Raw genomic sequence first — 25,227 nt, forward strand, 5'->3', positions numbered from 1 at the left:
TTCATGCCCGCGTCACGGCGGAAGCGGCGCCGTCACTCCGCGGGCTCTGGAGCCACCGGCACCAGGATCTCGCCGCCCGTCTCGCGGAACTTCCTCGACATCTCCGCCATGCCCGTGTCGATCTCGTTCTGGCCCCGCGCGGCGTCGCGGATGTCCTGGCTGATCTTCATCGAGCAGAACTTCGGCCCGCACATGGAGCAGAAGTGGGCGGTCTTGTGCGCCTCCTTCGGCAGGGTCTCGTCGTGGTAGAGGCGCGCGGTCTCGGGATCGAGGCCGAGGTTGAACTGGTCCTCCCAGCGGAACTCGAAGCGGGCCCGGGAGACCGCGTCGTCCCACATGGCCGCGCCCGGGTGGCCCTTGGCCAGATCCGCGGCGTGGGCGGCCAGCTTGTAGGTGATGACGCCCGTCTTCACGTCGTTGCGGTCGGGCAGGCCCAGGTGCTCCTTGGGCGTCACGTAGCAGAGCATGGCGGTGCCATACCAACCGATCATCGCCGCCCCGATGGCGCTGGTGATGTGATCGTAGCCGGGCGCGATGTCGGTGGTGAGCGGGCCCAGGGTGTAGAACGGCGCCTCGTGGCAGTGCTTGAGCTGCTCGTCCATGTTGGCCTTGATCTTGTGCATGGCCACGTGGCCCGGCCCCTCGATCATCACCTGGCAGCCGTGCTTCCAGGCGATCTTGGTGAGCTCGCCCAGCGTCCGGAGTTCCGCGAACTGCGCCTCGTCGTTGGCGTCGGCCGTGGAGCCCGGCCGCAGACCGTCGCCGAGACTGAACGACACGTCGTAGGCCCGCATGATCTCGCAGATCTCCTCGAACCGCTCGTAGAGGAAGCTCTCGCGGTGATGGGCCAGGCACCACTTGGCCATGATCGAGCCGCCGCGCGAGACGATCCCCGTGACGCGCTTCGCCGTCAGGGGCACGAACGGCAGGCGCACGCCTGCGTGGATGGTGAAATAGTCGACGCCCTGCTCCGCCTGTTCGACGAGGGTGTCGCGGAACACCTCCCAGGTCAGGTCTTCGGCGATCCCGCCGACCTTCTCCAGCGCCTGGTAGATCGGCACCGTCCCGATCGGCACGGGCGAGTTGCGCACGATCCAGTCGCGGATGTTGTGGATGTTGCGGCCCGTGGACAGGTCCATGACCGTGTCCGCGCCCCAGCGGGTCGCCCAAACCAGCTTGTCCACCTCGTCGTCGACGGTCGACAGCACCGCCGAGTTGCCGATGTTGGCGTTGATCTTGACGAGGAAGTTGCGGCCGATGGCCATCGGCTCGAGTTCGCCGTGGTTGATGTTGGCCGGGATGATGGCGCGGCCGCGGGCGACTTCCTGGCGGACGAACTCGGGCGTGACGAAGTCGGGGATGGAGGCGCCGAAATCCTCGCCGTCGCGCACGCAGGGCGCCGATTGCTCTCGGCGCAGGTTCTCCCGGATGGCGACGTACTCCATCTCGGCGGTGACGATCCCGGCGCGGGCGTACTCGAGCTGGGTGACCATCGACCCTGGCTTCGCACGGTAGACCCTGCGGCCCTCGTCGGGAAACTGCGGGGCGAGGTAGGGGCCGGTGGCGCCGCCGTTGTCCTCGGGCCGCACCTGGCGAGGATCGGCTACCGCCTCCACGTCGCCGCGGGCGAGCACGAAAGGCTCCCGGGTGCGAGGCAGGCCCTTGCGTATGTCGATCAAGGCGTTCGGGTCGGTGTAGGGGCCCGAGGGGTCGTAGATCGTCACCGGCGGCTCGTTCGCGCTCGGATGCACCGCCACCTCGCGGAACGGCACGCGCAGGTCGGGGAACAGCTCGCCGGCCGCATAGACCTTGCGCGAGCCGAGACGCTCTCCGGTGGGGATGGCGGTCGCTTCCAGCGTTCCGGTGGGCTCGTTCATCGCGCGCTCCGCTCAGCAGGGACGGATCACGGGCGTCAGGTCGGAAGCGGCTCCTTCCCTTCGCCGGCATGACCCGGATCAGGTTCGACGGGTCGTGGGCTCACCCACCTCTCAGCCGCTCCAGCGCGGCCCCCCGAGGACGGCGGCGACGCTACGCTCGAAGCGGCGGCTTGTCATCGGTCAATCCGGGAACGGCGCGGAACGGTGGTATGTTGTGATCCGGAGGAGGAAATCGAATGAAGCTCGCTCTGGCCCTGGCGCTCGGCGCGGCCACCACCCTGGCCGCCTGCGCCGACTACTATCCGCCGCCGCCGCCGCCCGGCGCGATGATCCCGCCGCCCCCGCCGGCGCGGACCGCCCTGGCCCCCGGCGACTGCTTCCGCACCGCCGACATCCGCAACCACACCATCGGCGACGACCGCACCCTGTTCGTGGACGTCTCGGGGCGCGGCGCCTACCGGATCGGCATGTCGGGTGCGTGCCTCGCCGGCGCCACCTCCTCGGACCCGTTGATCATGCGCCAGCCGCCGGGCAGCCCGATCGCCTGCTCCCCGATCGACCTGGACATCTCGGTCAGCAAGGGCGGCGGCAGCTTCTCCACGCCCTGCATCGTGGAATCCATCGTGCGGCTGACGCCGGCCGAGGTGGACGCCCTGCCGCCGCGGTTGCGGCCGTAGGCGTTGGGGGTTAGGGCGGGGGCATGCACCTCGCCCGCTTCAACCCCGTCCGCTTCGCCCACCTTCCCACGCCGCTGGAGCCCCTGCCCCGGCTGACCGAGGCCCTGTCGGGCTCCCCGGGCGGCGGGCCCATGCTCTGGATCAAGCGGGACGACTGCACGGGTCTGGCCGGCGGCGGCAACAAGACCCGCAAGCTCGAGTACCTGCTGGGCGACGCGCTCGCCAACGACGCCGATACCCTGGTGACCCAGGGCGCGGTGCAGTCGAACCATGTCCGACAGACCGCAGCGGCCGCGGCGAAGTTCGGCCTCGCCTGCGAGGTGATCCTCGAGCACCGGACGGGCTCCGACGCCCACGACTACAACCGCTCGGGCAACGTCCTGCTGGACGAGCTGCTGGGCGCGAAGCTCCGCACCGTGCCGGCCGGGACCGACATGAACCAGGCCATGGCCGAGGTCGCCGCCGAGGTCGCCGAGCGCGGCGGGACGCCCTACGTCATCCCCGGCGGCGGCTCCAACATCATCGGCGCGCTCGGCTATGTAGAGTGCGCCATGGAGCTGGTGATGCAGGCCAATGAGCTGGGCCTGGAGATCGACCGCATCGTCACCGCCACCGGCAGCGCCGGCACCCATGCCGGCCTCGTCGCCGGCCTTGCCATGATGGGCGCGGACATCCCGGTCCTGGGCATCGGCGTGCGCGCGCCGAAGGACGTGCAGGAGGCCAACGTCTTCCGCCTGGCCCAGGACACCGCCGACCTCATGGGCTACCGCGAGCGGGTGACCCGAGAGATGGTGGTCGCCGACTGCGAGTACGTCGGTGAGGGCTACGGCCTGGTGGACCAGGGGGTGATCGACGCCCTGGCGCTAGCCGCCCGGACCGACGCCATCCTCCTGGACCCGGTCTATACCGGCAAGGCGATGAAGGGGCTGATCGCGCTCTCGCGGAAGGGCGCCTTCGACGGGGAGACAGTGGTCTTCCTGCACACCGGCGGCGCCCAGGGTCTGTTCGGCTACCAGACGGTGCTGGAGGGGCGGCTGTGACCGAGTCCCTGACGCTGGGGGTCCTGGGCGGGATGGGTCCGGCGGCGACGCTGGACTTCCTGGCCAAGGTCCAGGCCTACACCCCGGCCGAGCGGGACCAGGACCACATCCGCGTCATCGTCGACATCAACCCCAAGGTGCCCGACCGCAACACGCCCGGCTCCGGGGCGGGGCCCGTGCTGGCGGAGATGGCCGGGGCGCTGAGAGGCGCCGGCGCCGACGTGCTGGCCATCGCCTGCAACACCGCCCACGCCCACGCCGACCTGATCCAGCGCGCCTCCGGCCTGCCGCTGATCGACATGATCGAGACCGGCGCGCGGGCGGCGCACGAAACGGGGGCCGCCCGGGCCGGGGTGCTCGGCACCAAGGGCGCCCTGAAGCTCTATCGCGAGTATCTCGCCGCCCAGGCCATGGGCATGGTCACCCTCGACGCCGAGCGGCAGGAGGCCTTTATGGCCACCCTCTACCGCATCAAGGGCGGCGACACCGGCCGCGAGGTCCGCCGCGAGATGAAGGCCTACGCGGACGCCCTGGTGAAGGCCGGAGCCGAGTGCGTCATCGCCGGCTGCACCGAGGTGCCGCTCGTGCTCTCCCAGGAAGACCTGCGCGTGGACATGGTCGATCCCGGCGACCTGCTCGCGCGCCGCTGCGTCGCCGTCTGCCTGGGCTGGGAAGCCCTGCCGGCCTACCACGGCGCCTAGCGCCCCCACGCCGGTGTGACCGAGGTCACCAACGCAACCTCCGCGCGCCTTCTAGATCATCGCGCGCCGGAAGTGTGCTAAGGTTCCGGCGTCCAGCGTCAGTCCAGTCAGTGAGCGTCTTCCCGCGGCGGCGCCTTCGCGCGCCTCAATATGGAGACCATGACCCATGGCGACCCACATCGGCGCCCTGCGCAGCTGTTATGACTACTACAACCCTGTATTGCACGACGGCCGGATCGGCTACGCCGCCGACCGCAGCGACGGCCAGGTCTGGACCGCAAACGGGGCCTATTCCCGCACCTGGCAGATCGAGATCACCCGGGCCGATCCTTCCGATCCCACGTCGCAGGAGATCTGGCTCCTCTGGGCGCTGGACACCCAGCGGCCGGATCCGCCGCCGGGCCCCGGCGACTTCTTCATGACCTGGGCCTACATGCCCCTGCTGCTCACCGCCCCGCCGGGCGGGCCGGTGCGGCTGGGCGCGATCGGCCTCGACATCGACGAGATGAACGCCCACTGGGTGCCGGACTACCGCACCATTCCCGATCCAGACGATCCGTCGAAGACCCTGGACGTCGTCCGGCTGCAGTCGCGGCTGAACCCGGGCTGGTTCCTCTGCCATGACCGCTACAACGGGCCCATTCCGGGCACGGACATACCCATCGTGACGTCGGCGCTCACCCTGAAGAACACCGAGGACCCCCAGACCGGCGGCATCGACCTCGACTGGGCGATGGAGTTCACCTCGGCCCCTGCCGCGGCCGCCCTGGCGAAAGCGACGCCCGCCTGAGCGGCGCCGCCGATCCGCCACCCCGACCTCATGCGCCGGCCGCGCGCCGGCCCTCACAAGGAGAGTCCGCATGACCAGCTACGCCGCGCTGAGGAGCGCGCTGCCGATCGACCGCTTCCCGTCCCACGACGGCCGCATCGGCTACTATGCCGACCGCAGCGACTATCAGGTCTCCACCGCCACCAATGCCGGGCTCTCGCGCCGCTGGCGGATCGACACCTTCAGCCCCATCACGCCGGGCGGCCCGCCGCGCTGGACGCTGACGGCCATCGACACCCAGCGCTCGGGACAGCCGGCCGGCGCCGACTTCTTCATGACCTGGGCCTACCAGCCGCTGATCCTCTGCGGGATCAATGGGAAGACGACGCCCAAACTCTGGGGCGTGGGCTCCTGGTACGAGCCCGACGAGGCGGGCGAGTGGCTGGCCGAGCAGCTCACCTGGCCCGACGGGCGCGTCTTCACGCGCCTGCAGTCGCTGGCCAATCCGGGCTGGTACCTCTGCCACGCGCGGAACGACGGCTCGAACCCGGACGTCTACGATCCGCTGGTCATCAGCGACCACGTCGACCCGGCCACCGGCGGCCTCGACCTGTGCTGGACGATCGAGGACATCCCGGCGCCCGCCTCCGAGGCCCTGAACGTCTCGGCGAACGCCTGACCTAGAGTCGGGCGGCCCGGAAGGTGTCGCAAGCCGCCGGGTCGCCCGACTGCACGCCGACGCGGAACCACCGCATGCGCTGTTCCGCGGAGCCGTGGGTGAAGGCGTCGGGCATGACGCGGCCCTGGCCCTTGCGCCGCAGGGGGTCGTCGCCTCGCGCGCCGAGCTGGGTCTGGTTTGAACGCCGGATCGGCAGAGCGCGTCAGGGCGGGCAGCTCATCTGCGTGACGACGGCTTGCGCACCGTCTGCGAAAACTGACAATCCGTTCCCGCCGACCGCCGGTGGCAAATCCGGTCGCGGGTCGCCGGCCGGGGTGACGCAATAGACGAATACGGAACTATTCGGCCTCACTCCGACCTGTAACTTGCTGTCGATGACAAAGGCGGATGCCGGACCGCCGTCCCACACCAGGCTGGCCGCGGTCGCCGTGGCGCCAAGGCCCAGGCCAACGACCACACCTGCAACAAACACCGGCGCACTCATGCGCGGAAATCTGATCATGGTTGCCCCCTCTCGACTGCCGCGATGATGGCGCAGACGCGCCCTTCGCTCAACGGCTGGGGCGCGGGTCGCGGCAACTAGAGCCGGGCGGCCCGGAAGGTGTCGCACGCCGCCGGGTCGCCCGACTGCACGCCGACGCGGAACCAGCGCATGCGCTGCTCGGCGGAGCCGTGGGTGAAGGCGTCGGGCATGACGCGGCCCTGGCTCTTGCGCTGCAGGGTGTCGTCGCCGACCGCGGCGGCGGCGCGCAGGCCATCCTCGATGTCCTTCGGGTCGAGCGCCACTTGGCCGTTCGACACGGCCGCGGCGTGCGCCGCCCAGACGCCGGCGTAGCAGTCGGCCTGAAGCTCCAGTCGCACGGCGCCGCTCTCGGCGCCCCGGGCGCCCATCCGCCGCGCGTCCTCCATGGACCCGGTCAGGTTCTGCACGTGGTGACCGATCTCGTGGGCGATGACATAGGCGCGCGCGGCCTCGCCGCGGGCGCCGAGCTGGGTCTCCAGGTCCTGCCAGAAGGTCAGGTCCAGGTACACCTTGCGGTCCGGCGGACAGTAGAACGGGCCCATGGCCGACTGGCCCATCCCGCAACCGGTGCCGGTGGCCTGGTCGTAGATCACGACGGCGGCGGGCGGCTGGTACTGCCGGCCCTGCTGGCGGAACACCTGGGTCCAGACGTCGTCGACATTGGTGGCGACCACGTCCACGAAGCGGCCGGCCTCGTCGGCGGGCGTGCCGCGCACGCCGGCTTGCTGCTCCACCTGCTGGCCCCCGCCGACCACGTTCATGGTGGTGGAGGGATCGATGCCGAACACGAAGTAGCCGATCAGCGCCAGGATCACCCCGCCGGCGCCCAGGCCGCCCACGGCGCCGGCGGGCCCCAGGCCGCGCCGATCCTCGATGTTCCCGCCGCCGCGTCCGCCCGACCAGCGCATGAAATGCCTCCGCCGCTTACCTGAGCCGAGGCCATAACGCCGGGAGGGCCACTGCGCTCCCGCGGCCTAGCGACGGGTCTCCGACGCCTCGCGCACCCGTTGGTTGGAGGCCTCCAGCCGGTCGTCCGGAATGGTGGCGACGCGGGCGGCGTCGAGCACCGGCGGGGGGCGCTTCGGATCGTCCGGCAGGGTGGGCAGCGGCGGCAGGCTGCGCTGCACCTGGATGTCGCGCAGCGCCTGTTCCGTGCGCAGCCGCGCGTCCAGCGCCATCAGCTCGTTCTCCTGGGCCACCATGCGGTTGCGGGCCAGGTCCTGCTGCGCCTGGATCTCGCCCAGGCGGAGCTGGTCGGTGTAGGGCGTCGGCGACTGCGCCCACGCCGGCGCTGCGGCGGCGAGGGCGGCGGTGAGGATCAGGACGCGCATGGCGGGCCTCCTTGCGGGCCCTGGAAGATGGGGTCTCGCCCGTTCCGCCGCTAGCGGCGGCTGACGGTGAAGCGCGCAAGCTGCTCGCGCGGCAGCTCCCACTCGGGGTTCAGCTCCAGGGCCTTCTGGTAGTCGAAATAGGCCGACTTGGCGTCCTCCAGCCCTTCGTAGGCGAGCGCGCGGTTGTAATAGGCCTTGGCCGGCTCCTGCACGCCGAGTTCGAGGCCGCGGTTGATGTCGGGCAGGCTCTCGGCGTAGCGCCGCGCGCCGATGGCCGCCGCCCCGCGGTTCACATAGGCCTCGCCCAGGTCCGGCTGCAGCCGCACGGCGGTGTCGAAGTCCTTCACCGCTCCGTCCCAGCCTGAGCGGCGCAGCTTCATCACCCCGCGGTTGACGTAGGTGCCCGCCCGGTCGCGCGGGCTGAGGAGCTCGTTCTCCAGGGCGTCGGTGCAGAGCTTCTCGAACTGGATGTCCCGCTCGCCGCCGAGCGCGGCCTTCGAGCAGGCCTCGGCCAGGCCGCCGCCGATCACGGTCACCGCCGCCCACGCCTCGTCCGCGAAAGCGATCGCCGCCACCGCCGTTAGAACACCCAGCCCGGCCAGAGCCTTGCGCATGATCCGCTCCATCGTACGGCCGGCGCCGCGCGGGCAGGGCTCGGCGTACCGGCGTTCTTCCGCAGAATCCTCCTCGCCGCGGGCGGAGTCAACGTGGGCGCGCCTTCAGTCGGCGCGGCGGAACCGCCGCATCTCCCGGTGCAGGATGTAGACCCCGCTGGCGGCCACGATCACCGCGCCGACGAGGGTGGTGACGCGCGGCAGCTCGCCCCAGATGAGGAGGCCGATACCCGCCGCCCAGACCAGTTGGGTGTAGTCGAAGGGCGCCACCACGCCGACCGGCGCCACCCGCAGGGCCTCGGTGAGGAACAGCTGGCCGACGCCGCCGATCAGGCCCGCGAGCACCAGCAGGCCGAGGGTCGTGGGGTCGGGCGTCACCCAGCCGAAGATCAGGCTGCCTGCCAGCCCCAGGGCGGTGCCGCCCAGGGTGAAGTAGAAGACGATGGTCGGGCCCCGCTCCGTGTTGGCGATCTGGCGGATGGCGACCATGGCGCCCGCCGCGCCCAGCGCGCTCAGCAGGCCCAGGGTCACGCCCGGCAGGTTGAAGTGGCCGGGCGCCGGGCGGGCCATGATCAGCACGCCCACGAACCCCACGAGCACCGCCCCCCAGCGGTGGCGGCCCACCGGCTCGGCCAGGATCAGGGCCGACAGCGCGGTCATGAAAAGGGGCGAGGCGAACTGCAGGGCCGTGGCTTCGGTCAGCGGCAGGTGCTGCACGGCGGAGAAGCCGCAGACCATGCCGGTCAACCCCACCGCCGAGCGCACGAGGTGGCCCAGCGGGCGCTGCGTCTTCAGCACCTCGAAGCCCGTCGTGCGCCAGATGTAGAGGCCGAGCGGCAGGAAGGCGAAGGCGTTGCGGAAGAAGATGATCTCGAAGACCGGTATGCCGCGCGAGCCGGTCCACTTCACCAGGGCGGACAGGCAGGCCATGCAGGCCATCGCCAGCACCCGGTAGGCGATGCCGAGGATCACGTTCTGGGCTGCGGGCGAGGACACGCCCGCGGTGTGGTGCGGGTCGCCGCGCCGGTCAACCGGCCTCAGAACGGGAAGAACACCGGAATGACGGCGATCGCCACGACGGCGGTCAGGATGTTGAGCGGCAGGCCAATGCGCACGAAGTCCATGTACCGGTAGCCGCCCATCTGAAAGACGAGGACGTTGGTCTGGTAGCCGAACGGCGTGGCGAAGGACGCACTGGCCGCCAGCATGATCGCCACGAGGAACGGCCGCGGATTGACGCCCAGGCTCTCGGCCAGCGCCACGGCGACGGGCGTGAGCAGCACCGCGACCGCCGCGTTGGACAGGATCTCGGTGAGGATCGAGGTCAGCAGGTAGAGGATCGCGAGCGCCGCGAGCGGCCCCAGCGCCTGCACCCAGGTGGCGAGCGCACCGGTGGCGCTGGCGGCCAGGCCCGTGAGCTCCAGGGACAGGCCGACCACCACCATGCCCGCGATCAGCAGCAGGATCTCCGGGCGCAGGCCCTTGTACGCCTCCTCGGCGCTGATCACCCGCAGGAGGACGAGCAGCACCGCGCCGGCGAAGGCGGACGCGGCGATCGGCGCGAAGCCGAGGGTGGCCGCGGTCACCACCCCGACGAACACGACCAGCGACAGGATCGCGCCCAGGGGCCGCACCGGCCGATCCGCGGCGAAGAAGCTGGGTTCGGCCAGGGCGCCCTCCGCCTCGCCGTCATCGGCCATCGGGTTGGGCACGGGCTCCCCTCCCCCCGGGCGCTCGAGCAGGCGACCGCCGAGCAGGTAGAGGTAGAGGCCGCCGGCCACCGCCACGATCACCCCCACCTTCGTGATCTCGAACATGCCGAACGTCGGCTGGCCCGCCGAGCGCGCCATGTCGTTGACCAGCAGGTTGGTGGAGGTTCCGATCAGGGTGCAGGAGCCGCCGAGGATGGTGACGTAGGAAAGCGGGATCAGGAACCGGCGCGGCGACAGCTTGAGGGACTCGGCGACGTCGCGGACCACCGGGGCCCCCAGCACCACGATCGGCGTGTTGTTCAGGAAGGCCGAGGCCGCGCCGGAGAGCGCGATCACCGCCCACAGGCCGGCCTGGCCGAAGCGCCCGCAGAGCCGCACCGCGCCGCGGATGATCAGGCCGAGCAGGCCCGTCAGTTCCATGGCGTAGGAGATCACGAACAGCGAGGCGAGCGCGATGACGGCGGGGCTGGCGAAGGCGCCTTGCACCTCCACGGGCCGCACCACGCCCAGGGCGAGCAGCGCCGCCGCGCCGGCCAGAGCGACCACGTCGGACCGCAGACGGCCCCAGATCAGCGCGCCGACCACGACGGCCAGCACCCCGAGCGCCGCGAGCTGTTCGAAACTCATCGCGCTCTCACCAGGGTCCGAAGCCCCCTCGGCGCAGGCGCGCTGTTGGGCTCAGAGCATTTTCTACGCCGGACCGGCCGCCACTTCGGCGGAAAATGCTCTAGCCTGTGGGCCATGGCGGAACATAACCAGAGAACCCCGCGCCGCAACGCCATCGTCGCTGGCGTTTTCGTGAGCCTCCTGGCGATCGTCGTGATCGCCGTCCTGCTGGCCGCTCCACGGCGGACGCCGCCGGAGCCGCCTGCCCCTGCGGAACCGGTCCCGGCGCCGCCATCCACCCCGCTGACGCCGCCTCCGCCCCTCGGACGCAGTGATCTCGTGGGCGCAGCCCGCGCGGCCACAGCCGCCTACGCAGCAGGGGGCGGAAGCCCGGCGAGCGAGGCCGCCCTGGCCGGCCGCCAATTCCGCCTGCGCCTGCCTTTCGGCTGTCTCGGGGTCTCGCCGGGCACGGAGCCCGCGAGTTGGCGCTACGACGCCGAGCGCGGGACACTCACCCTCACCGCCCGCACCGTGGCCTGGACGGGCACGCCGCTGGCCCGCTCCCTGCCCGAGGCCTCCGCGATCGAGGCGGTGGAGGGCTTCTGGATCCCCCGGCCCTGGCTGGAGAGCGAGAGCTGTCCGGCCCTGCCGGTCCCGCCGCCTGCCGGCGAGCCCGCGCCGGACCAGACGCCGGCCGCCAAGGCGCTGCCTCCCAAGGCCCAGGCTCCCCGGCCGGCTGCGGCGAAGGCCGAACCCGCGGCCGCCCCAGCTCCGGCCGCGCGGCCCCTCCCCTCGCCGTCCGCCCAGACGCTCGGCCTCGCGGAGGTGTTCCGGGAGGGCGGGTCGCGGGTCTTCCGGCGCGGTGAGCGGCCCTACCAGGTGGTCGAGAAGTCCGAGCCGCCGACGGGGCCGCACGTCTACCATCTGGTGCTGGAGGGCCGCATCGCCGCCGGCGCGGACGGGCGCGTCGTGCGCTGCCGGGCCGAGACCGCCGACCGTCGCCCGGTCTGCCTGGTCACCGTGGAGTTCGACCGCGTCGCCTTCGAGGACCCCGCCGGCGGCAAGGTCCTCGGGGAGTGGCGACGCTAGTCGGCTGACACCTGCTGCAGCTTGCCGCCCGGCGCCGAGACGATCAGCTTGACCAGTTCCTCGGTGACCTTCGGCTCCAGGCCCTCGGTGTGGCCCTTGTCGATGCGAACCACGTCGGCGACCACGCGGCCGTCGCGGCAGCCGGGATAGGCGAAGACCTCGGCCTTGCCCGGCCGCGCCTTGGTCCCCCAGACCTTGTAGCCCGCCCGCTGGTAGTCCCAGACGTAACCGGGCTTGTCGTCGACGATGTCTGGCCGGCGCACCCGGGCGGCGCATCCGTACTTCGCGGCCCAGGGCGAGGTGTCGGGCAGGGTCTCGATCTCGTGCTCGCCGACCGTGAAGACGTGGGAGAAGTCGCAGGCCGGTGTTGCGCCGCTGAGCGGCGGGCGCGGCCGGGGCGCGGGCGGTGAGCCGTCCGCCTGCGGCGGCCCGAAGGCGGCCACGAAGGGCGCCTGGCCGATCCGTCCGCCCGATAGGCTGAGCCAGCCGTCGACCTTGTCCCTGAAGTAGTCCGAACAGACGATCCGGCTGGAGGTGAAGCCGCCCTGGCTGTGGCCCGCGAGCCAGAAGGACCGGATGTTCGACCGGCCGAAGCTCTCCAGCACGAAGTCGGTGACGTTCTTCAGGTGCTCGTCGTCGGCGGCCGCGTCCCAGCGGCGCACGCCCGGCCCCTGGCCCCCCGTGATCGCCCCCATGGTGGCGGCCGTCGGCGTGGCGACGACGAGCCGGTATGTCTCCTTGTAGTCGGCCACCGGGAAGTAGTGGCGCTGCCAGTTGCCGACCGAGCCGGCCCCATGGAGGTTGAGGATGAAGACCACCTTCTCCCCGGGCTTCAGGTCGCAGGGGTAGTCGAGGAAGAACTTGCGGCCGGTCTTTGGGTCCGTGGCGTTGCCGAGGTTGGCGAGGTCGCCGGTCGTGGCGCAGGCCTCGCCCACGCAGCGGGCCGGCGGCGGGCTGGTGCAGGCGACCCCGCCCACATCCCGGGCGGCGGCTGGCGCAGCCGCAGCGGCTCCGGCAGCCAGCGCCGCCAGTGCGATGGTTGTCTTCAGTGTCATGGTCTCTTCCTCCCACCCGGTCTCGCGCCGGATCTCCCTCAGACTGCGGGCGCGAGTTTGCCGTCAGATGTCAGCCCTGCAGGCCATTTTGCGCGGGGCGGCGGAGCGGCGCGGCAAGCTTGAGCGTGATCAATGCGGGAGCGGGTTCGGCGGTGTCCCCTGACCGCGAACCGGAGACCTCCATGACCCTTCGCCCCGCCGCCCTGGGCGCGCTCGCCGCGCTCGTCCTCGCGCCCGCCGCGTTCGCCCAGCCCGCCGCCCTTCCCGTGGACGTGGAGACCGAGGTGAACGGCGTGCCCGTCGCCTGCACCGGCGTCGGGCAGACGCGGCTCGACCCGAAGTGGCTGGCCTACCCCGTGCGGGTCGAGGTCTCCAACGCGCTCAACGAGTACCTGGTCGGGTCGGAGGTCACGATCCGCGACCGCGCCGGCCGCGAGGTGCTGAGCGCCAGCTGCGACGCCCCCTGGCTCCTCCTGAAGCTGCCGGCCGGCGCCTACCGCATCGAGGGGCGGATCGCCGGCTCGCCGGCCAAGCCGCGGACCGCTCCGTTCAGCCCCCCGGCCGCCGGCCAGATGCGGCTCGTCCTGCAGTTCCCGGACGCCTGACCCTTCACATTTCACCGCCCGCGGTGTCGGATCGCCTCTCCCGCGCGCGTCCTAGGCAGGACGACAGGCAGATGGAGGCTCCCATGCCCTATGTGGACGGTTTCGTGCTCGCGGTGCCGAAGGACCGGCTGGACGACTACTGGAAGATGGCCCGGCTCGGCGCCGAGGTCTGGAAGGAATACGGGGCGCTCTCGTATGTGGAGTGTATCGGCGACGACACGCCCTACGGCGAGCTGACCTCCTTTCCGCGGGCCGTGCAGGCCAAGGACGACGAGGTCGTGGTCTTTTCCTGGATCACCTACGAGAGCCGCGAGAAGCGCGACGAGGTCAACGCCAAGGTCATGCAGGACGAGCGGATCAAGACCCCGCCGGCCGACATGCCGTTCGACGGCAAGCGGATGATCTACGGCGGCTTCCGCAGCGTGGTGGAGTTCTAGCCGGCGCGCGGATAGATTTCGCACAGGGTGTCGATCACCCTGAGCGCCGCCGGATCGGCGATCTGGTAGTAGATGGTCTGGCCGTCGCGCCGAGTGGACACCACACCCGCGGCGCGCAGCTTCGCCAGGTGCTGCGAGGTCGCCGACGGCGCCAGCCGCACGTAGTGGGACAGCTCGGTCACCGAGCATTCGCCCTCGATCAGCCGGCACAGCAGGATCAGCCGCTGCTCGCTGGACAAGAGCTTCATCAGCCGCGCCGCGGCGCTGGCGCTGGCCTCCAGCGCCAGCAGCTCGGAGTGCGTGGGTTCGGCGGTCGCGTCCATGCGGGGAATATGTCCGGCCCCTGCCCGCTCGGGAAGGCGCACGACGCTCACGACGCCGCCCGGAGCTGCGGCGGTGCTGCCTCGGCTTCCGTCCCGCCGCGCGCGGTGGGCGGACGGCCGTCGTCGCGCAGCACGATGTAGATGGCCGGGATGACCAGCACGGTGAGCACCGTCGAGGACGCCAGCCCGAACAGCAGCGAGATCGCCAGCCCCTGGAAGATCGGGTCGAACAGGATCACCGCCGCCCCGATCATCGCCGCCAGGGCGGTCAGCAGGATGGGCTTGAAGCGGATGGCGCCGGCCTCCAGCAGCACGTCCCGCAGCGGCCGGCCCTCGCCCTGGCTGTGGCGGATGAAGTCGACGAGCAGGATCGAGTTGCGCACGATGATGCCGGCCAGGGCGATGAAGCCGATCATCGAGGTGGCGGTGAACGGCGCCCGGAACAGCATGTGGCCTATCACAATGCCCACCAGGGTGAGCGGGATCGGGGTCAAGATCACCAGCGGCAGGCGGAAGCTTTTGAACTGGGCGACCACCAGGACATAGATGCCCAGGATGGCCACGGCGAAAGCCGCGCCCATGTCGCGGAAGGTCACCCAGGTGATCTCCCACTCGCCGTCCCACAGGAGTGTCGGCGTGCTCTCGTCGGCGGGCTGGCCGTTGAGCCGGATCTCGGGCCTGGGCAGGTCTTTCCAGTCGTGGGCCTCGATCGCCTTGTCGACCGCCAGCATGCCGTAGATCGGCGCCTCGTACTGGCCGGCCAGCTCGGCGGTGACCATCTCCGCGTCCCGGCCGTCGCGCCGGTAGATGGGATAGGACCCGGTCTCGCGGCTGGCCTCGACGACCTCGCCGAGCTCCACCAGTCGGCGACCTTCGGCGGTCTGGGCCACGGCGAGCGGCGTGACGGCCAGGCGCTCGCTCCAGGTGCGGTCGGACTGCGGCAGACGGATCGCGATCTCCAGCGGCGTGCGGCCCTCGCCGCGGTGGGAATAGCCCACCGTGGACCCGCCCAGCACCGCGCCGATCGAGTCGAACACCTCGCGCTCGGACAGACCGAAGAACTCCACCTGCTCGCGATTGGGCGTCAGACGCAGGCGCGGCCGGGGCTCGCCCCAGCTGTCGTCCACGTCGACGATGTAGGGCACGCCCTTGAAGAGCTGCTTCACCTCGGCGGCGACCGCGCGGCGGGTCTCCGGGTCGGGTCCGTAGATCTCGGCCAGCAGGGTCGCCATCACCGGCGGCCCGGGCGGCGCCTCGACCACCTTGACCGACGCGCCCTTCGGCAGCGGCAGGGCCGCCAGGCGCTCGCGGAGATCCAGGGCCACGGCGTGGCTCGCCCGCTTCCGCTCGGACTTGTGGGACAGCGCCACCGCCAGGTCGCCCTGCTCGGGGCGGGTTCGCAGGAAGTAGTGACGGACCAGCCCGTTGAAGTTGAATGGCGCTGCGGTCCCGGCGTAGGCCTCCATCGACACCACTTCCGGGACCTGCTGGGCGATCCCGGCCGCGGCGGACAGCGTGCGCTGGGTGGCCTCCAGGCTGGTCCCCTCGGGCATGTCGACGACGACCTGCAGCTCCGACTTGTTGTCGAAGGGCAGCAACTTCACCGTCACGCCCTTGAAGTAGAACATGGACATCGCGAGCAGGGTCGCCACGCCAACGCCGATCAGGAACAGGGTCGCGCTGCGGCGGGTGGCGATCACCCGGCCGGCCAGGCCCCGGTAGGCGCGTCCGAGGCGGCCTTCGTCGTGCTCGTGGCTCGCGGCCAGGGTCTTGCGGGCGAAGCGGATCATCAGCCACGGCGCGATCACCACCGCCACGAAGAACGAGAAGACCATGGCCGCCGAGGCGTTCACCGGGATCGGCGCCATGTACGGCCCCATCAGCCCGGAGACGAACAGCATGGGCAGGAGGGCCGCCACGACCGTGAGCGTCGCCACCACCGTGGGGTTACCCACCTCGGCGACGGCCTCAATGGCCGCCTGCTGGCGACTGCGCCCGTCGTTCATCGCCCAGTGGCGGGCGATGTTCTCGATCATGACGATGGCGTCGTCGACGAGGATGCCGATCGAGAAGATCAGGGCGAACAGGCTCACCCGGTTGATGGTGTAGCCCATCAGGTTCGAGGCGAAGAGGGTCAGCAGGATGGTCGTGGGGATGACGAAGGCGGTCACCGCCGCCTCGCGCCAGCCGATGGCGAAGCCGATCAGGATGACGATCGACGCCGTGGCGAGGCCCAGGTGGAAGAGCAGCTCGTTGGCCTTCTCGTTGGCCGTCTCGCCGTAGTCGCGGGTCACCGCCACCTCCACGGTGTCGGGGATCAGCGCGCCTTCGAGGCTCTCCACGCGCTCGAGGATCTGCTCGCCGACCACCACCGCGTTGGCCCCTTCCCGTTTGGCGATGGCGAGGCTGACCGCGGGGGTCTGGCTCCAGGCCGCCCCCTCGCGCGCGTAGCGCCAGACCCGCGCCTGGTCCTCCCGCGGCGCCTGGACGACGTGGGCGACGTCTCGCAGATAGACCGGCTCGCCGTTCACGGAGGCGACGGTGAGCAGGCCCACGTCGCGAGCCGAGGCCAGGGTGCGCCCCGCGGCCACGTCCACCGCCTCGCCGCCCTCGCGGATCGAACCCGCGGGAAAGCTGCGGTTGGCCTGGCGCACGGCCTCGATGACCGCGGTCAGGGGCACGCCCCGCAGCGCCAGCCGCTCGGGATCGGGCTCCACGCGGATCTCGTCCGGACGGCCGCCGACGATGAAGGTCAGGCCCACGTCCTCGACCTTCGCCACCTCGGTGCGCAGCTTGCCGGCCAGGTCATAGAGCGCCTGGTCGGTCCAGCGGCCGGCGTAGCCCGGCTTGGGGCTGAGCGTGAGCACCACCGCCGGCACGTCGTTGATGCCGCGGGTGACGATGGACGGCTCCGGAATGCCCACCGGGATCTTGTCGTAGTTGGCGCGGACCTTCTCGTGGATGCGCACGGCGGCGTCGTCGGGGTCCTCGCCCACATCGAAGCGGGCGGTCACCAGCACCCGGTCGTCCTCGACCTGGGTATAGACGTGCTCCACCGCGTCCACGCTCTTGACGATGGTCTCCAGCGGCTTGGCGACCAGTTCGGCCGCGTCCTGCGCCCGCAGGCCCGGCGCCTGGACCATGATGTCGACCATCGGCACGCTGATCTGCGGCTCCTCCTCCCGGGGGATCGAGATCAGCGCCAGCAGGCCCATGGCGATGGCCGCCAGCAGGAACAGCGGCGTGAGCGGCGAGGCGATGGTCGCCCGCGTCAGGCGGCCGGAAAGTCCGAGGTTCATCGCGCCGGCCCCTGGGCCAGGGTGCGTTGCGGACCGACTAGGACATCGCCGGCGGCCAGGCCGGACAGCACCTCCACCTGGTCCTGCGCGGGACCCGGAGCGATCTGGACGGCGACCTCCACGGCGCGCCCGTCACGGCCCATCAGGCGGACGAAGTCCACCCCGTAGCGCGTGGAGACGAAGCGGCGCGGCACGACCAGCGCCTGGCGCTGGCCCACCTGCACCCGGACGCGCACGCGCTGGCCGACGAGGCCGGTGTCGAGGCCCGGGACGGTGATGTCGGAGAGGACGCGGCCGGCCGTCACGGCGGGATAGACCTGATCGATCACGCCAGCCGGCGCGACGCCGGGCAGGTCCTCCGCCACGATGGGAATGCGGTCTCCCACCCGCAGGGCGCGGGCCTGGGCCTCCGGGATCTCCAGCCGCAGCAGCGGCCGGCCGGAGGTGATGGTGGCCACCGATTGGCCCGCGCTGACCACCGAACCGGCCGGCGCGTCGGCGCGCAGCACCCGGCCGGCCGACGGCGCGAGCACGGCGCCCTGGTTGGAAAGCTCGGCGCTGGCGGCGCTCTGGGCCCGGTAGGCGTCCATCTGTCCGCGCGCCGCCTTGGCCGCGGCCTCGGCCTGCTCGAGACGCGCCTTCGCGTAGATGCCCTTCTGGTAGAGGGTGCGGACGCGCGCCAGGTCGGCGTCGGCCCGGGCGACCTCGGCCGCGGCGGCGGCGGCCTGGGCCTCGTAGGCGCGGGTCTCCAGCGTCAGCCGCTGGTCCGAGACCCGCGCCACGAGTTGCCCCTTGCGGACGTAGTCGCCCTCCTTGACCAGCACCTGGGTGAGCGTGCCGCCGATGCGGGCGCGCGCCTCGCCCATGTCCTTGGTGGTCACGGTGGCGGCGACCGGCTTCAGGTCGGCCACTGTCCGCTCCGCCAGCGTCAGGCGCTCGCCGCTGGCGGCGGAGACAGGCGCCTGGCCGTGCGGGGACTCTCCGCCGCACGCGCCGAGCGCCACCGCGGCGGCGAGGAGAAGACTGGGCACAGCGGCGCGCATGACGGGGTCCCCTGAAGATCAGCTGCGGTCGACGACGGCGCCGGTCGCGGCGTCGTAGCGGACGGTGGGCAGGCCGGCGGCGACCCAAGCCTGGATGCCTCCGCCCAGGTGGGAATCCACCGGCAGGCCGGCCGCCCGGCACCGTTCGATGGCCATCGCCGAGCGCTTGCCCGAGCCGCATTGCAGCACCACCGCCTCGCGGCCGCCGGTCGGCAGGGCCTTGGGATCGAAGGTGGAGAGCGGGAAGTTGAGCGCCCCGTGGATGCGCTCGGCGGCGAACTCGCCCGGCTCGCGGACGTCGATGAGCACGATCTCGTCTCGCTGGACCATGCCGCGGACGTCGGCCGGGCTGAGGTCGCGGATCTGTGGGTTCGACATGGGTCTCTCTCGGCTCGTGTTGTTATATGCGTATTTGCGCATATATTGAATGACGAGGCCCTTTCAAGCCCGTTCTGGGTTAGGGCGATCAGCGTTCTCCGGCCTTGACGTCGCTCAATGTCAGGGTCGGGGAGAGGAGCAGGATGCCGTCATGAGCAAGCCCATCATCGCCGTCCAGGGAGCTGGTCTGGGCGGGACCATCGCGGCCTTCGAGATCAAGGCGGCGGTCGGCTCCAAAGCAGAGGTCGTCGTCGTCAACCAGGGCGACACCTTCCACTTCGTCCCCTCCAATCCGTGGGTCGCCGTCCGATGGCGCGACCGGGCGGCCATCGAGGTCGACCTTCCGCCGGTCATGAAGAAGAAGGGGATCGGCTTCATGGGCGTGGGCGCGAAACGCGTTCATCCGGGCGAGAACCGCCTGGAGCTGAACGACGGCCAGAGCCTCGCCTACGACTACCTGGTGATCGCCACCGGTCCCGAATTGGCCTTCGACGAGATCGAAGGGCTGGGTCCGCACGGCGGCTTCACCCAGTCGATCTGCCATGTGGACCATGCGGAGAAGGCCGCCGCGGCCTTCGAGACCTTCGCGCAGAACCCCGGCCCGATCGTGGTCGGCGCGGTCCAGGGGGCGTCCTGCTACGGACCCGCCTACGAGTTCGCCATGATCCTCGACACTGAGCTACGCCGCCGCAAGCTGCGCGACCGGGTGCCGATGACCTTCGTCACCGCCGAACCCTACATCGGCCACCTGGGCCTGGACGGGGTGGGCGACACCAAGGGCCTGCTCGAGAGCGAGATGCGCGACCGCCACATCAAGTGGATCACCAACGCCCGCGTCGTGAAGGCGGAGGCGGGGGTGATGGACGTGGAGGAGGTCGCCGACGACGGCTCGGTCAAGGCCCACCACGAACTGCCCTTCGCCTTCTCCATGATGCTGCCGGCCTTCCGGGGCGTGGAAGCGATCCGCGGCATCGAGGGCCTGACCAATCCGCGCGGCTTCGTCCTGGTGGACAAGAACCAGCGCAATGCGGCCTTCCCCAACGTCTTCGGCCTGGGCGTCGCCGTGGCCATCCCGCCGGTCGGCAAGACCCCGGTCCCGGTGGGGGTGCCCAAGACCGGCTTCATGATCGAGAGCATGGTGACCGCCATCGCCCGCAACCTGCTGGCCATCATCGAGGGCCGGCCGGCCGACGCGGAGGCCACCTGGAACGCGATCTGCCTGGCGGACTTCGGCGACGGCGGCGTCGCCTTCATGGCCCAGCCGCAGATCCCGCCGCGCAACGTCAACTGGTCCGCCGAGGGCCGCTGGGTCCACCTCGCGAAGGTGGGCTTCGAGAAGTACTTCCTGGGGAAGGTCCGGCGCGGCGAGGGCGAGCCCTTCTACGAGAAGCTGGCGCTGGACCTCATCGGCGCCCGCAAGCTGAAAACCTGAGACCGGAGACCGCCATGACCATCGAGCGCGCCGTCCTGCTGTTCGCCGGACTGATGATCCTCGCCAGCCTTGCCCTGACCTATTTCGTGAGCCCCTGGTGGATGCTGCTCACCGCCTTCGTGGGCCTGAACCTCATCCAGTCGTCGTTCACCGGCTTCTGCCCGGCGGCGATGGTGTTCCGGAAGCTGGGCCTCAGCTCCGGCACGGCGTTCCGCGTCGGACCGGCGCCGGTCGTGGCGGACCCCACCGTCACGCCGCTGCGCCCCTGACCGGGCCTTAGATCGCGCTTGGTGCCCCAGGCCGGACTCGAACCAGCACTCCCTCGCGGAAAGCAGATTTTGAGTCTGCCGCGTCTACCATTTCGCCACTGGGGCCCGATCTGCGTCAAAGACGCAGGCGGGCGGGCAATCTAGCGATGGGCCGGCGCCGGTCAACGCGCCGCTTGGTCATGGACGTCTGCGTTCGTAACTGATAATCGTTCGCAATAAAGACGTCCTCGGGGGTCCCATGCACGACATGCTCGCCGAACCGGTCGCCGCCCAGCCGCTCCATGCGGCGGACGCGGACGGCCGGCTGGTGCGCCTCAGCGCCGCCAATCCCGGCGACCGGGGCGTGATCGTCGACGTGCGGGCGGAGAGCCGGCCGGGCGATCACGGTGTCGGCGTGGAGGAGCTGCAGCGGCGGCTCCTTGAGTTCGGCTTCGTGGAAGGCGCGCACCTTGAGGTCCTGCACGAGGGCCTGATCCGGCGCGACCCGATCGCCGTGCGGCTCGACGACATGCGGGTGGCGCTGCGCCGCCGCGACGCCGAGGACGTGTGGGTCCTGCTGGAGTCCAGATGAGTCAAGGCGTCCTGCCGATGGCGCGCATCGCGCTGGTCGGCAATCCCAACACCGGCAAGACCGCCCTCTTCAACGCGCTGACCGGCAGCCGCCAGAAGGTGGCCAACTACGCCGGCGTCACCGTCGAGCGGAAGGAAGGCTTCGTGCAGACGGCCGGGGGGCGCACGCTCTCCGTCCTCGACCTGCCCGGCACCTATTCCCTGCGCGCGCGGAGCCCCGACGAAGCGGTGACCCGCGACGCCGTGCTGGGCAAGCTGGCCGGCGAGGTCCCGCCCGACGTGGTGGTGGCCGTGGCCGACGCCACCAACCTGCGCCTGGTGCTGCGGCTGATCCTCGAGCTCAAGGCCGTCGGCCGGCCGATGGTGCTGGCGCTCAACATGTACGACATCGCCCAGCGCCAGGGCCTGCGCATCGACCTGGACGGCCTGCGGCGGGAGCTGGGCTGCCCGATCGTCACCACCGTCGCCACCCGCAAGCGCGGCATCGAGGACCTGGTTGCCCAGGTGGACGCCCTGGCCGCCGAAGGCGCGCTCGGCGCCGCCAGCACCTGGCGCGAGCCCACCGCCGGGGAAATCCGCCAGGCCCACCGCGAGGCCCAGCGTATCCTCAAGGCCCACGTCCGCCCGCCCGAGCGGCCCGACACCCTGACCGGTCGCGTGGACGCCGTCCTGCTGCATCCCGTGGCGGGGTTGGCGGTGCTGTTCGGCCTGCTGTTCCTGATGTTCCAGGCGGTGTTCTCCTGGGCCGGGCCGCCGCAGGACCTGATCGAGGCCGGCTTTGGCACGCTCGGCGAGGCTGTCGCCGCCGTACTGCCGGACGGCCTCCTGCAGAGCCTCTTGGTGGAGGGCCTGATCGCCGGGGTCGGGAGCGTGCTGGTCTTCCTGCCGCAGATCCTGGTGCTGTTCTTCTTCATCATCCTCTTGGAGGACTTCGGCTACATGGCCCGGGCCGCGTTCTTGATGGACCGGATCATGGGCGGCGCCGGCCTCCACGGGCGGGCGTTCATCCCGCTGCTCTCCAGCTTCGCCTGCGCGATCCCCGGGATCATGGCCGCCCGGGTGATCGACCAGAAGCGCGACCGTCTGACCACCATCCTGGTGGCGCCGCTGATGACCTGCTCAGCGCGGATCCCGGTCTACACCCTGATCATCGGGGCCTTCATTCCCGACCGCACGGTGGGGCCCGGCCTGAACCTCCAGGGCCTCGTCATGTTCGGCCTCTACGCCGCCGGCATCGTCAGCGCGCTCCTGGTCTCCTTCGTGATCCGCAAGGTGTTCTGGCGCGGCGCGGTGGAGCCGTTCCTGATGGAACTGCCGACCTACAAGCTGCCGTCGGCCGAGAGCGTCGCGCGCAACCTGCTGCTGCGCGCGCAGATCTTCATCGGCCGGGCCGGGCGGATCATCCTACCGCTTATGGTGCTGGTCTGGTTTCTGTCGACCTTCCCCGGACCGCCGCCGGGCGCGACGGAGCCGGCCATCGACTACAGCTTCGCCGGCATGATCGGCCACGCCATCCAGCCGGTCTTCGCGCCCGTGGGCTTCAACTGGCAGATGGTGGTGGCCCTGATCCCGGGCTTCGCCGCCCGCGAGGTGGCCGTGGCCGCGCTCGGCACGGTCTACGCCGTCGGCGACGCGGAGGCCAACGTCGGCGCGCTGGGCGCGCGGCTGGCGGAGAGCTGGTCGCTGGCCACGGGCCTGGCCTTCCTCGCCTGGTACATCTTCGCGCCGCAGTGCGTGGCCACGCTGGGCGTGGTCAAGCGGGAGACCAACTCCTGGACCTGGATGGGCGTGATGTTCGCCTACATGCTGGCGCTGGCCTACCTGGCCTCGTTCCTGGTCTATCGGGGGGCCGTGGCGCTAGGCTGGGGGTAGTTCGGCGGTCGCTCTGGCCCCGATCCTGCAGCGCCCTTCGCCGGGTCAGGAACTGCGCCGATCCCGTACTATTCCGGGATTCCATGGCCGGACTGCGCGGTCCGCCCCCGCGAGAATCCCGGGATGAAACCCCAGGTCGCGATTAACCATCCGTTCGCCTTGACGTTTAACGGCTCGATAAACCCACGCATGCATAGCTAAGCATGCCATGGGAAAGAACCTGGATAACTCCTCCGAGACTGCGAACGGCAAAAAGCCGGGGCGCGGGAATCAAACCCTCGCCAAGCACGTCCGTGAGGTCCTCCTGATGCTCGGCGGCGAAGCGCACCGGGCTCTGGTGATCGAGCAAGTGGCCCGCACCCTGGGCCACGACGTCCGTCAAATCCCCGAGGAGCTGCAGACCGCCCTCATCCATACGTTCGAAGAGAACTGGCGGGATGAGCGCAGGCGCGCCGCGTACGGCTTTCACCTGCCGTTCGGCGAGGGCTCGCACCGCTGGGGTTGCCGGGAGGCCGCGCTCGTCCACTAGGACGAGCCTTCAGGCGAGCCTCGGCGGCTCCGCCTCCCCGGCCAGTTGGCCCGCGACGGCCTGCAGGCGGCTGAGCAGCCGCTTGAGGAGAGCGACCTCGTCGGGCGCGAGCCCCGAGATCAGGGCCGCCTCGTAGGCCAGCGCCAGGGGCGCGATCTCGCCGAACAGCGACACACCCTCGGGCGTCAGCGCCAGGACGTGCGACCGCCCATCCGCGGCGTGCTCTGTGCGCGCCACCAGGCGGCGCTTGACCAGCCCTTGGGCGGCTCGGCTCACAGTCACCTTGTCCATCACCGTGCGTGCGACGATCTGGCCCTGGGTCAGGCCGCCGTCCTCGGCCAGCACGCACAGCAGCCGCCACTGCGGGATCGTCAGCCCGAAGCGGTCCTGGTAGGCGCGGGCGATCAGCCCCGACACCGCGTTCGAGGCTACCGACAAGCGATAGGGCAGATAGGCGTCGAGCCGCAGGCCCGCCTCCTCGCCATCCTTCACCGCCAGATCCTTCACGCCGGCCGCACCTCCTGCTCGATCGCCCCGAACAGGGTGTGGCGCTTGGCGTCGCGCATCTCGATCCGCACCACGTCGCCGGCCTTAAGGAAGGGCGTCTTCGCCGCGCCCTCGGTCAGCGTCTCCACCGTCCTGAGCTCGGCGAGGCAGGAATAGCCGACGCCGCCCTGGGCCACCGGCTTGCCCGGACCGCCGTCCGGCCCCCGGTTGGACACCGTGCCCGAGCCGATGATGGTGCCGGCGGTGAGCGAGCGGGTCTTCGCCGCGTGCGCGATCAGGGTCCCGAAATCGAAGGTCATGTCGACGCCGGCGTCGGCCTCGCCCAGCGGCTGGCCGTTCAGCTCGACCTCCAGTTTCCCGGAGAGCTTGCCCTCCTTCCAGCCGGGCAGGCTGTCCGGCGTGACCGCCACCGGCGAGAAGGCGGACGCCGGCTTGGCCTGGAAGAAGCCGAAGCCCTTGGCGAGCTCGCCCGGGATCAGGTTCCGAAGGCTCACGTCGTTGCAGAGCATGACCAGGCGGATGAGGCCCAGCGCCTCCTCCCGGCTGACGCCCTGCGGCACGTCGCCGGTGACCACCGCCACCTCGGCTTCCAGGTCGCAGCCCCAGGCCTCGTCGGCCAGCGGGATCGCGTCGCGGGGCCCGAGGAAGCCGTCCGAACCGCCCTGATACATCAGCGGATCGGTCCAGAAGCTTTCCGGCATCTCCGCGCCGCGCGCCTTCCGCACCAGCTCCACGTGGTTCACATAGGCCGAGCCGTCGGCCCACTGGTAGGCGCGCGGCAACGGACTGGCCGCGGCGTGCTCGTGGAAGCGCTCCTTCGGCACCGCGCCGTGCTCCAGGCTCTCGGCCAGGCCGCGCAGCTCCGGTTCCATCCGCCACCAGTGATCGAGCGCATATTGCAGCGTCGGCGCGATGTGGCTCGCGTCGGTGAACCAGGCCAGGTCGTTGGAGACCACCACCAGCCGCCCGTCACGGCCGCCCTTCAGGGACGCCAGCTTCATTCGCTTTTCTCTTTCTCAGGCTGTTTGGCGATGGATGGTGCGCACGAGGCTCACGCCCGCCTCATAGGCGTGCGGCTCATAGACGGTGACCTCGACGCGGATGTCCGAGCCAGGCTCGCCGTCCCACAGGTAGCTGCGCTCGAAGCAGACGGCGCGGCCGGCAGGCGTGAAGCCCTCGAAGGTGTCGCCCCAGGGCGTGTGGCCGGAGAGCTGGCGCCAACCCAGCGTGCACGCGCGCTCGATCTCCTCCTGGGCCGCGGACTGCAGGTCCTGCTCGAAGAGGTCCATC

At 70.9% G+C, this 25,227-nt stretch carries 28 protein-coding genes, 1 tRNA gene, 1 pseudogene and 1 riboswitch; of the genes and pseudogenes, 13 read left to right on the plus strand and 17 right to left on the minus strand.

Annotated features, from left to right (window positions below):
* Nucleotides 1–32: 32 nt before the first annotated feature.
* A complete protein-coding gene (gene thiC / locus V7Z97_RS11480) occupies nt 33–1,877 on the minus strand; it encodes a phosphomethylpyrimidine synthase ThiC (RefSeq protein ID WP_334163560.1) in 1,845 nt (614 codons plus the stop codon).
* Between the two features lie 38 nt (nt 1,878–1,915).
* A riboswitch (TPP riboswitch) is annotated at nt 1,916–2,023 on the minus strand.
* A gap of 90 nt (nt 2,024–2,113) precedes the next feature.
* Here thiC and V7Z97_RS11485 point away from each other — a divergent pair.
* The 5 genes from V7Z97_RS11485 to V7Z97_RS11505 all read left to right on the plus strand — a co-directional run bounded on the left by V7Z97_RS11485 (nt 2,114) and on the right by V7Z97_RS11505 (nt 5,743).
* Nucleotides 2,114–2,554 (plus strand): DUF6491 family protein, encoded by a 441-nt coding sequence (locus V7Z97_RS11485; protein WP_334163561.1) that lies wholly within the window; start codon nt 2,114–2,116, stop codon nt 2,552–2,554.
* A 23-nt stretch (nt 2,555–2,577) separates the two neighbouring features.
* Nucleotides 2,578–3,594: a D-cysteine desulfhydrase gene (locus tag V7Z97_RS11490; protein ID WP_334163562.1), complete on the plus strand. Its 1,017-nt coding sequence runs from the start codon at nt 2,578–2,580 to the stop codon at nt 3,592–3,594.
* The gene (locus V7Z97_RS11495) at nt 3,591–4,295 is read left to right on the plus strand and encodes an aspartate/glutamate racemase family protein (RefSeq protein WP_334163563.1); all 705 of its coding nucleotides are present in this window, start codon (nt 3,591–3,593) and stop codon (nt 4,293–4,295) included. The genes V7Z97_RS11490 and V7Z97_RS11495 overlap by 4 nt, the downstream gene beginning before the upstream one ends.
* Nucleotides 4,296–4,461: 166 nt before the next feature.
* Nucleotides 4,462–5,085: a hypothetical protein gene (locus tag V7Z97_RS11500; RefSeq protein WP_334163564.1), complete on the plus strand. Its 624-nt coding sequence runs from the start codon at nt 4,462–4,464 to the stop codon at nt 5,083–5,085.
* Nucleotides 5,086–5,155: 70 nt separating this feature from the next.
* On the plus strand, nt 5,156–5,743 hold the full coding sequence (locus tag V7Z97_RS11505) for a hypothetical protein (protein WP_334163565.1): 588 nt from the start codon (nt 5,156–5,158) through the stop codon (nt 5,741–5,743).
* A 1-nt stretch (nt 5,744) separates the two neighbouring features.
* Here the strand turns inward: V7Z97_RS11505 and V7Z97_RS11510 are convergent.
* From V7Z97_RS11510 to V7Z97_RS11540, 7 genes and pseudogenes are all read right to left on the minus strand, one after another.
* Nucleotides 5,745–5,903, minus strand: a pseudogene (locus V7Z97_RS11510) (neutral zinc metallopeptidase); the annotation flags it as partial.
* Between the two features lie 42 nt (nt 5,904–5,945).
* Nucleotides 5,946–6,245, minus strand: a complete 300-nt coding sequence (locus V7Z97_RS11515) for a hypothetical protein (protein ID WP_334163566.1) — start codon at nt 6,243–6,245, stop codon at nt 5,946–5,948.
* Between the two features lie 77 nt (nt 6,246–6,322).
* On the minus strand, nt 6,323–7,174 hold the full coding sequence (ypfJ, locus tag V7Z97_RS11520; RefSeq protein ID WP_334163567.1) for a KPN_02809 family neutral zinc metallopeptidase: 852 nt from the start codon (nt 7,172–7,174) through the stop codon (nt 6,323–6,325).
* 66 nt (nt 7,175–7,240) lie between these two features.
* Entirely contained in the window at nt 7,241–7,597 is a 357-nt protein-coding gene (locus tag V7Z97_RS11525) for a hypothetical protein (RefSeq protein WP_334163568.1), read from the minus strand.
* A 50-nt stretch (nt 7,598–7,647) separates the two neighbouring features.
* Nucleotides 7,648–8,211 carry a tetratricopeptide repeat protein gene (locus V7Z97_RS11530; RefSeq protein ID WP_334163569.1) on the minus strand — a complete coding sequence of 188 codons (564 nt, stop codon included), beginning with the start codon at nt 8,209–8,211 and terminating at the stop codon, nt 7,648–7,650.
* Nucleotides 8,212–8,316: 105 nt separating this feature from the next.
* Nucleotides 8,317–9,207: a DMT family transporter gene (locus V7Z97_RS11535; protein ID WP_334163570.1), complete on the minus strand. Its 891-nt coding sequence runs from the start codon at nt 9,205–9,207 to the stop codon at nt 8,317–8,319.
* A gap of 41 nt (nt 9,208–9,248) precedes the next feature.
* A complete protein-coding gene (locus tag V7Z97_RS11540) occupies nt 9,249–10,550 on the minus strand; it encodes an SLC13 family permease (protein WP_334163571.1) in 1,302 nt (433 codons plus the stop codon).
* 318 nt (nt 10,551–10,868) lie between these two features.
* Between V7Z97_RS11540 and V7Z97_RS11545 the strand changes: the two genes are divergently transcribed.
* Complete coding sequence (locus V7Z97_RS11545) at nt 10,869–11,618, plus strand: hypothetical protein (protein WP_334163572.1); 750 nt, start codon at nt 10,869–10,871, stop codon at nt 11,616–11,618.
* On the opposite strand, the gene V7Z97_RS11550 is transcribed toward V7Z97_RS11545, so the two are convergent.
* Entirely contained in the window at nt 11,615–12,673 is a 1,059-nt protein-coding gene (locus V7Z97_RS11550; RefSeq protein ID WP_334163573.1) for a hypothetical protein, read from the minus strand. The two genes, V7Z97_RS11545 and V7Z97_RS11550, sit on opposite strands and share 4 nt — an antisense overlap.
* A gap of 182 nt (nt 12,674–12,855) precedes the next feature.
* Between V7Z97_RS11550 and V7Z97_RS11555 the strand changes: the two genes are divergently transcribed.
* The gene (locus V7Z97_RS11555) at nt 12,856–13,278 is read left to right on the plus strand and encodes a hypothetical protein (RefSeq protein WP_334163574.1); all 423 of its coding nucleotides are present in this window, start codon (nt 12,856–12,858) and stop codon (nt 13,276–13,278) included.
* 71 nt (nt 13,279–13,349) lie between these two features.
* A complete protein-coding gene (locus V7Z97_RS11560; protein ID WP_442958028.1) occupies nt 13,350–13,715 on the plus strand; it encodes a DUF1428 domain-containing protein in 366 nt (121 codons plus the stop codon).
* Here V7Z97_RS11560 and V7Z97_RS11565 read toward each other — a convergent pair.
* The 4 genes from V7Z97_RS11565 to V7Z97_RS11580 are packed head-to-tail and all read right to left on the minus strand — an operon-like array spanning nt 13,712 to nt 18,758.
* On the minus strand, nt 13,712–14,038 hold the full coding sequence (locus V7Z97_RS11565; protein WP_334163575.1) for an ArsR/SmtB family transcription factor: 327 nt from the start codon (nt 14,036–14,038) through the stop codon (nt 13,712–13,714). The two genes, V7Z97_RS11560 and V7Z97_RS11565, sit on opposite strands and share 4 nt — an antisense overlap.
* Nucleotides 14,039–14,085: 47 nt before the next feature.
* On the minus strand, nt 14,086–17,337 hold the full coding sequence (locus V7Z97_RS11570) for an efflux RND transporter permease subunit (protein WP_334163576.1): 3,252 nt from the start codon (nt 17,335–17,337) through the stop codon (nt 14,086–14,088).
* The gene (locus V7Z97_RS11575; protein ID WP_334163577.1) at nt 17,334–18,380 is read right to left on the minus strand and encodes an efflux RND transporter periplasmic adaptor subunit; all 1,047 of its coding nucleotides are present in this window, start codon (nt 18,378–18,380) and stop codon (nt 17,334–17,336) included. Before V7Z97_RS11575 ends, V7Z97_RS11570 begins: the two co-directional genes overlap by 4 nt.
* Before the next feature lie 18 nt (nt 18,381–18,398).
* Nucleotides 18,399–18,758, minus strand: coding sequence for a rhodanese-like domain-containing protein (locus tag V7Z97_RS11580; protein ID WP_334163578.1), 360 nt, complete (start codon nt 18,756–18,758; stop codon nt 18,399–18,401).
* A 151-nt stretch (nt 18,759–18,909) separates the two neighbouring features.
* On the opposite strand from V7Z97_RS11580, the gene V7Z97_RS11585 reads away from it, so the two are divergent.
* Both V7Z97_RS11585 and V7Z97_RS11590 read left to right on the plus strand, forming a co-directional pair.
* Nucleotides 18,910–20,190 carry an NAD(P)/FAD-dependent oxidoreductase gene (locus V7Z97_RS11585; RefSeq protein WP_334163579.1) on the plus strand — a complete coding sequence of 427 codons (1,281 nt, stop codon included), beginning with the start codon at nt 18,910–18,912 and terminating at the stop codon, nt 20,188–20,190.
* A 14-nt stretch (nt 20,191–20,204) separates the two neighbouring features.
* A complete protein-coding gene (locus V7Z97_RS11590) occupies nt 20,205–20,459 on the plus strand; it encodes a YgaP family membrane protein (protein WP_334163580.1) in 255 nt (84 codons plus the stop codon).
* Between the two features lie 19 nt (nt 20,460–20,478).
* Here V7Z97_RS11590 and V7Z97_RS11595 read toward each other — a convergent pair.
* Nucleotides 20,479–20,564, minus strand: a tRNA-Leu gene (locus V7Z97_RS11595).
* A 133-nt stretch (nt 20,565–20,697) separates the two neighbouring features.
* Here V7Z97_RS11595 and V7Z97_RS11600 point away from each other — a divergent pair.
* The 3 genes from V7Z97_RS11600 (at nt 20,698) to V7Z97_RS11610 (ending at nt 23,430) form a co-directional block, all read left to right on the plus strand.
* Nucleotides 20,698–21,030: a FeoA family protein gene (locus V7Z97_RS11600; protein ID WP_442958029.1), complete on the plus strand. Its 333-nt coding sequence runs from the start codon at nt 20,698–20,700 to the stop codon at nt 21,028–21,030.
* The gene (feoB, locus tag V7Z97_RS11605; RefSeq protein WP_334163581.1) at nt 21,027–22,901 is read left to right on the plus strand and encodes a ferrous iron transport protein B; all 1,875 of its coding nucleotides are present in this window, start codon (nt 21,027–21,029) and stop codon (nt 22,899–22,901) included. The genes V7Z97_RS11600 and feoB overlap by 4 nt, the downstream gene beginning before the upstream one ends.
* Nucleotides 22,902–23,109: 208 nt before the next feature.
* Nucleotides 23,110–23,430, plus strand: coding sequence for a hypothetical protein (locus V7Z97_RS11610; protein WP_325460169.1), 321 nt, complete (start codon nt 23,110–23,112; stop codon nt 23,428–23,430).
* A gap of 9 nt (nt 23,431–23,439) precedes the next feature.
* Here the strand turns inward: V7Z97_RS11610 and V7Z97_RS11615 are convergent, their stop codons facing one another.
* From V7Z97_RS11615 to V7Z97_RS11625, 3 genes are read right to left on the minus strand one after another with little or no spacing between them, the layout of a single operon-like run.
* Nucleotides 23,440–23,937, minus strand: coding sequence for a MarR family winged helix-turn-helix transcriptional regulator (locus tag V7Z97_RS11615; RefSeq protein ID WP_334163582.1), 498 nt, complete (start codon nt 23,935–23,937; stop codon nt 23,440–23,442).
* Entirely contained in the window at nt 23,934–24,938 is a 1,005-nt protein-coding gene (locus V7Z97_RS11620; protein WP_334163583.1) for a fumarylacetoacetate hydrolase family protein, read from the minus strand. The genes V7Z97_RS11615 and V7Z97_RS11620 overlap by 4 nt, the downstream gene beginning before the upstream one ends.
* 15 nt (nt 24,939–24,953) lie before the next feature.
* A complete protein-coding gene (locus V7Z97_RS11625; protein WP_334163584.1) occupies nt 24,954–25,226 on the minus strand; it encodes a hypothetical protein in 273 nt (90 codons plus the stop codon).
* Nucleotide 25,227: the final 1 nt, after the last annotated feature.

It is taken from the genome of Phenylobacterium sp. (genome assembly GCF_036821595.1).
Lineage (GTDB): Bacteria > Pseudomonadota > Alphaproteobacteria > Caulobacterales > Caulobacteraceae > Phenylobacterium.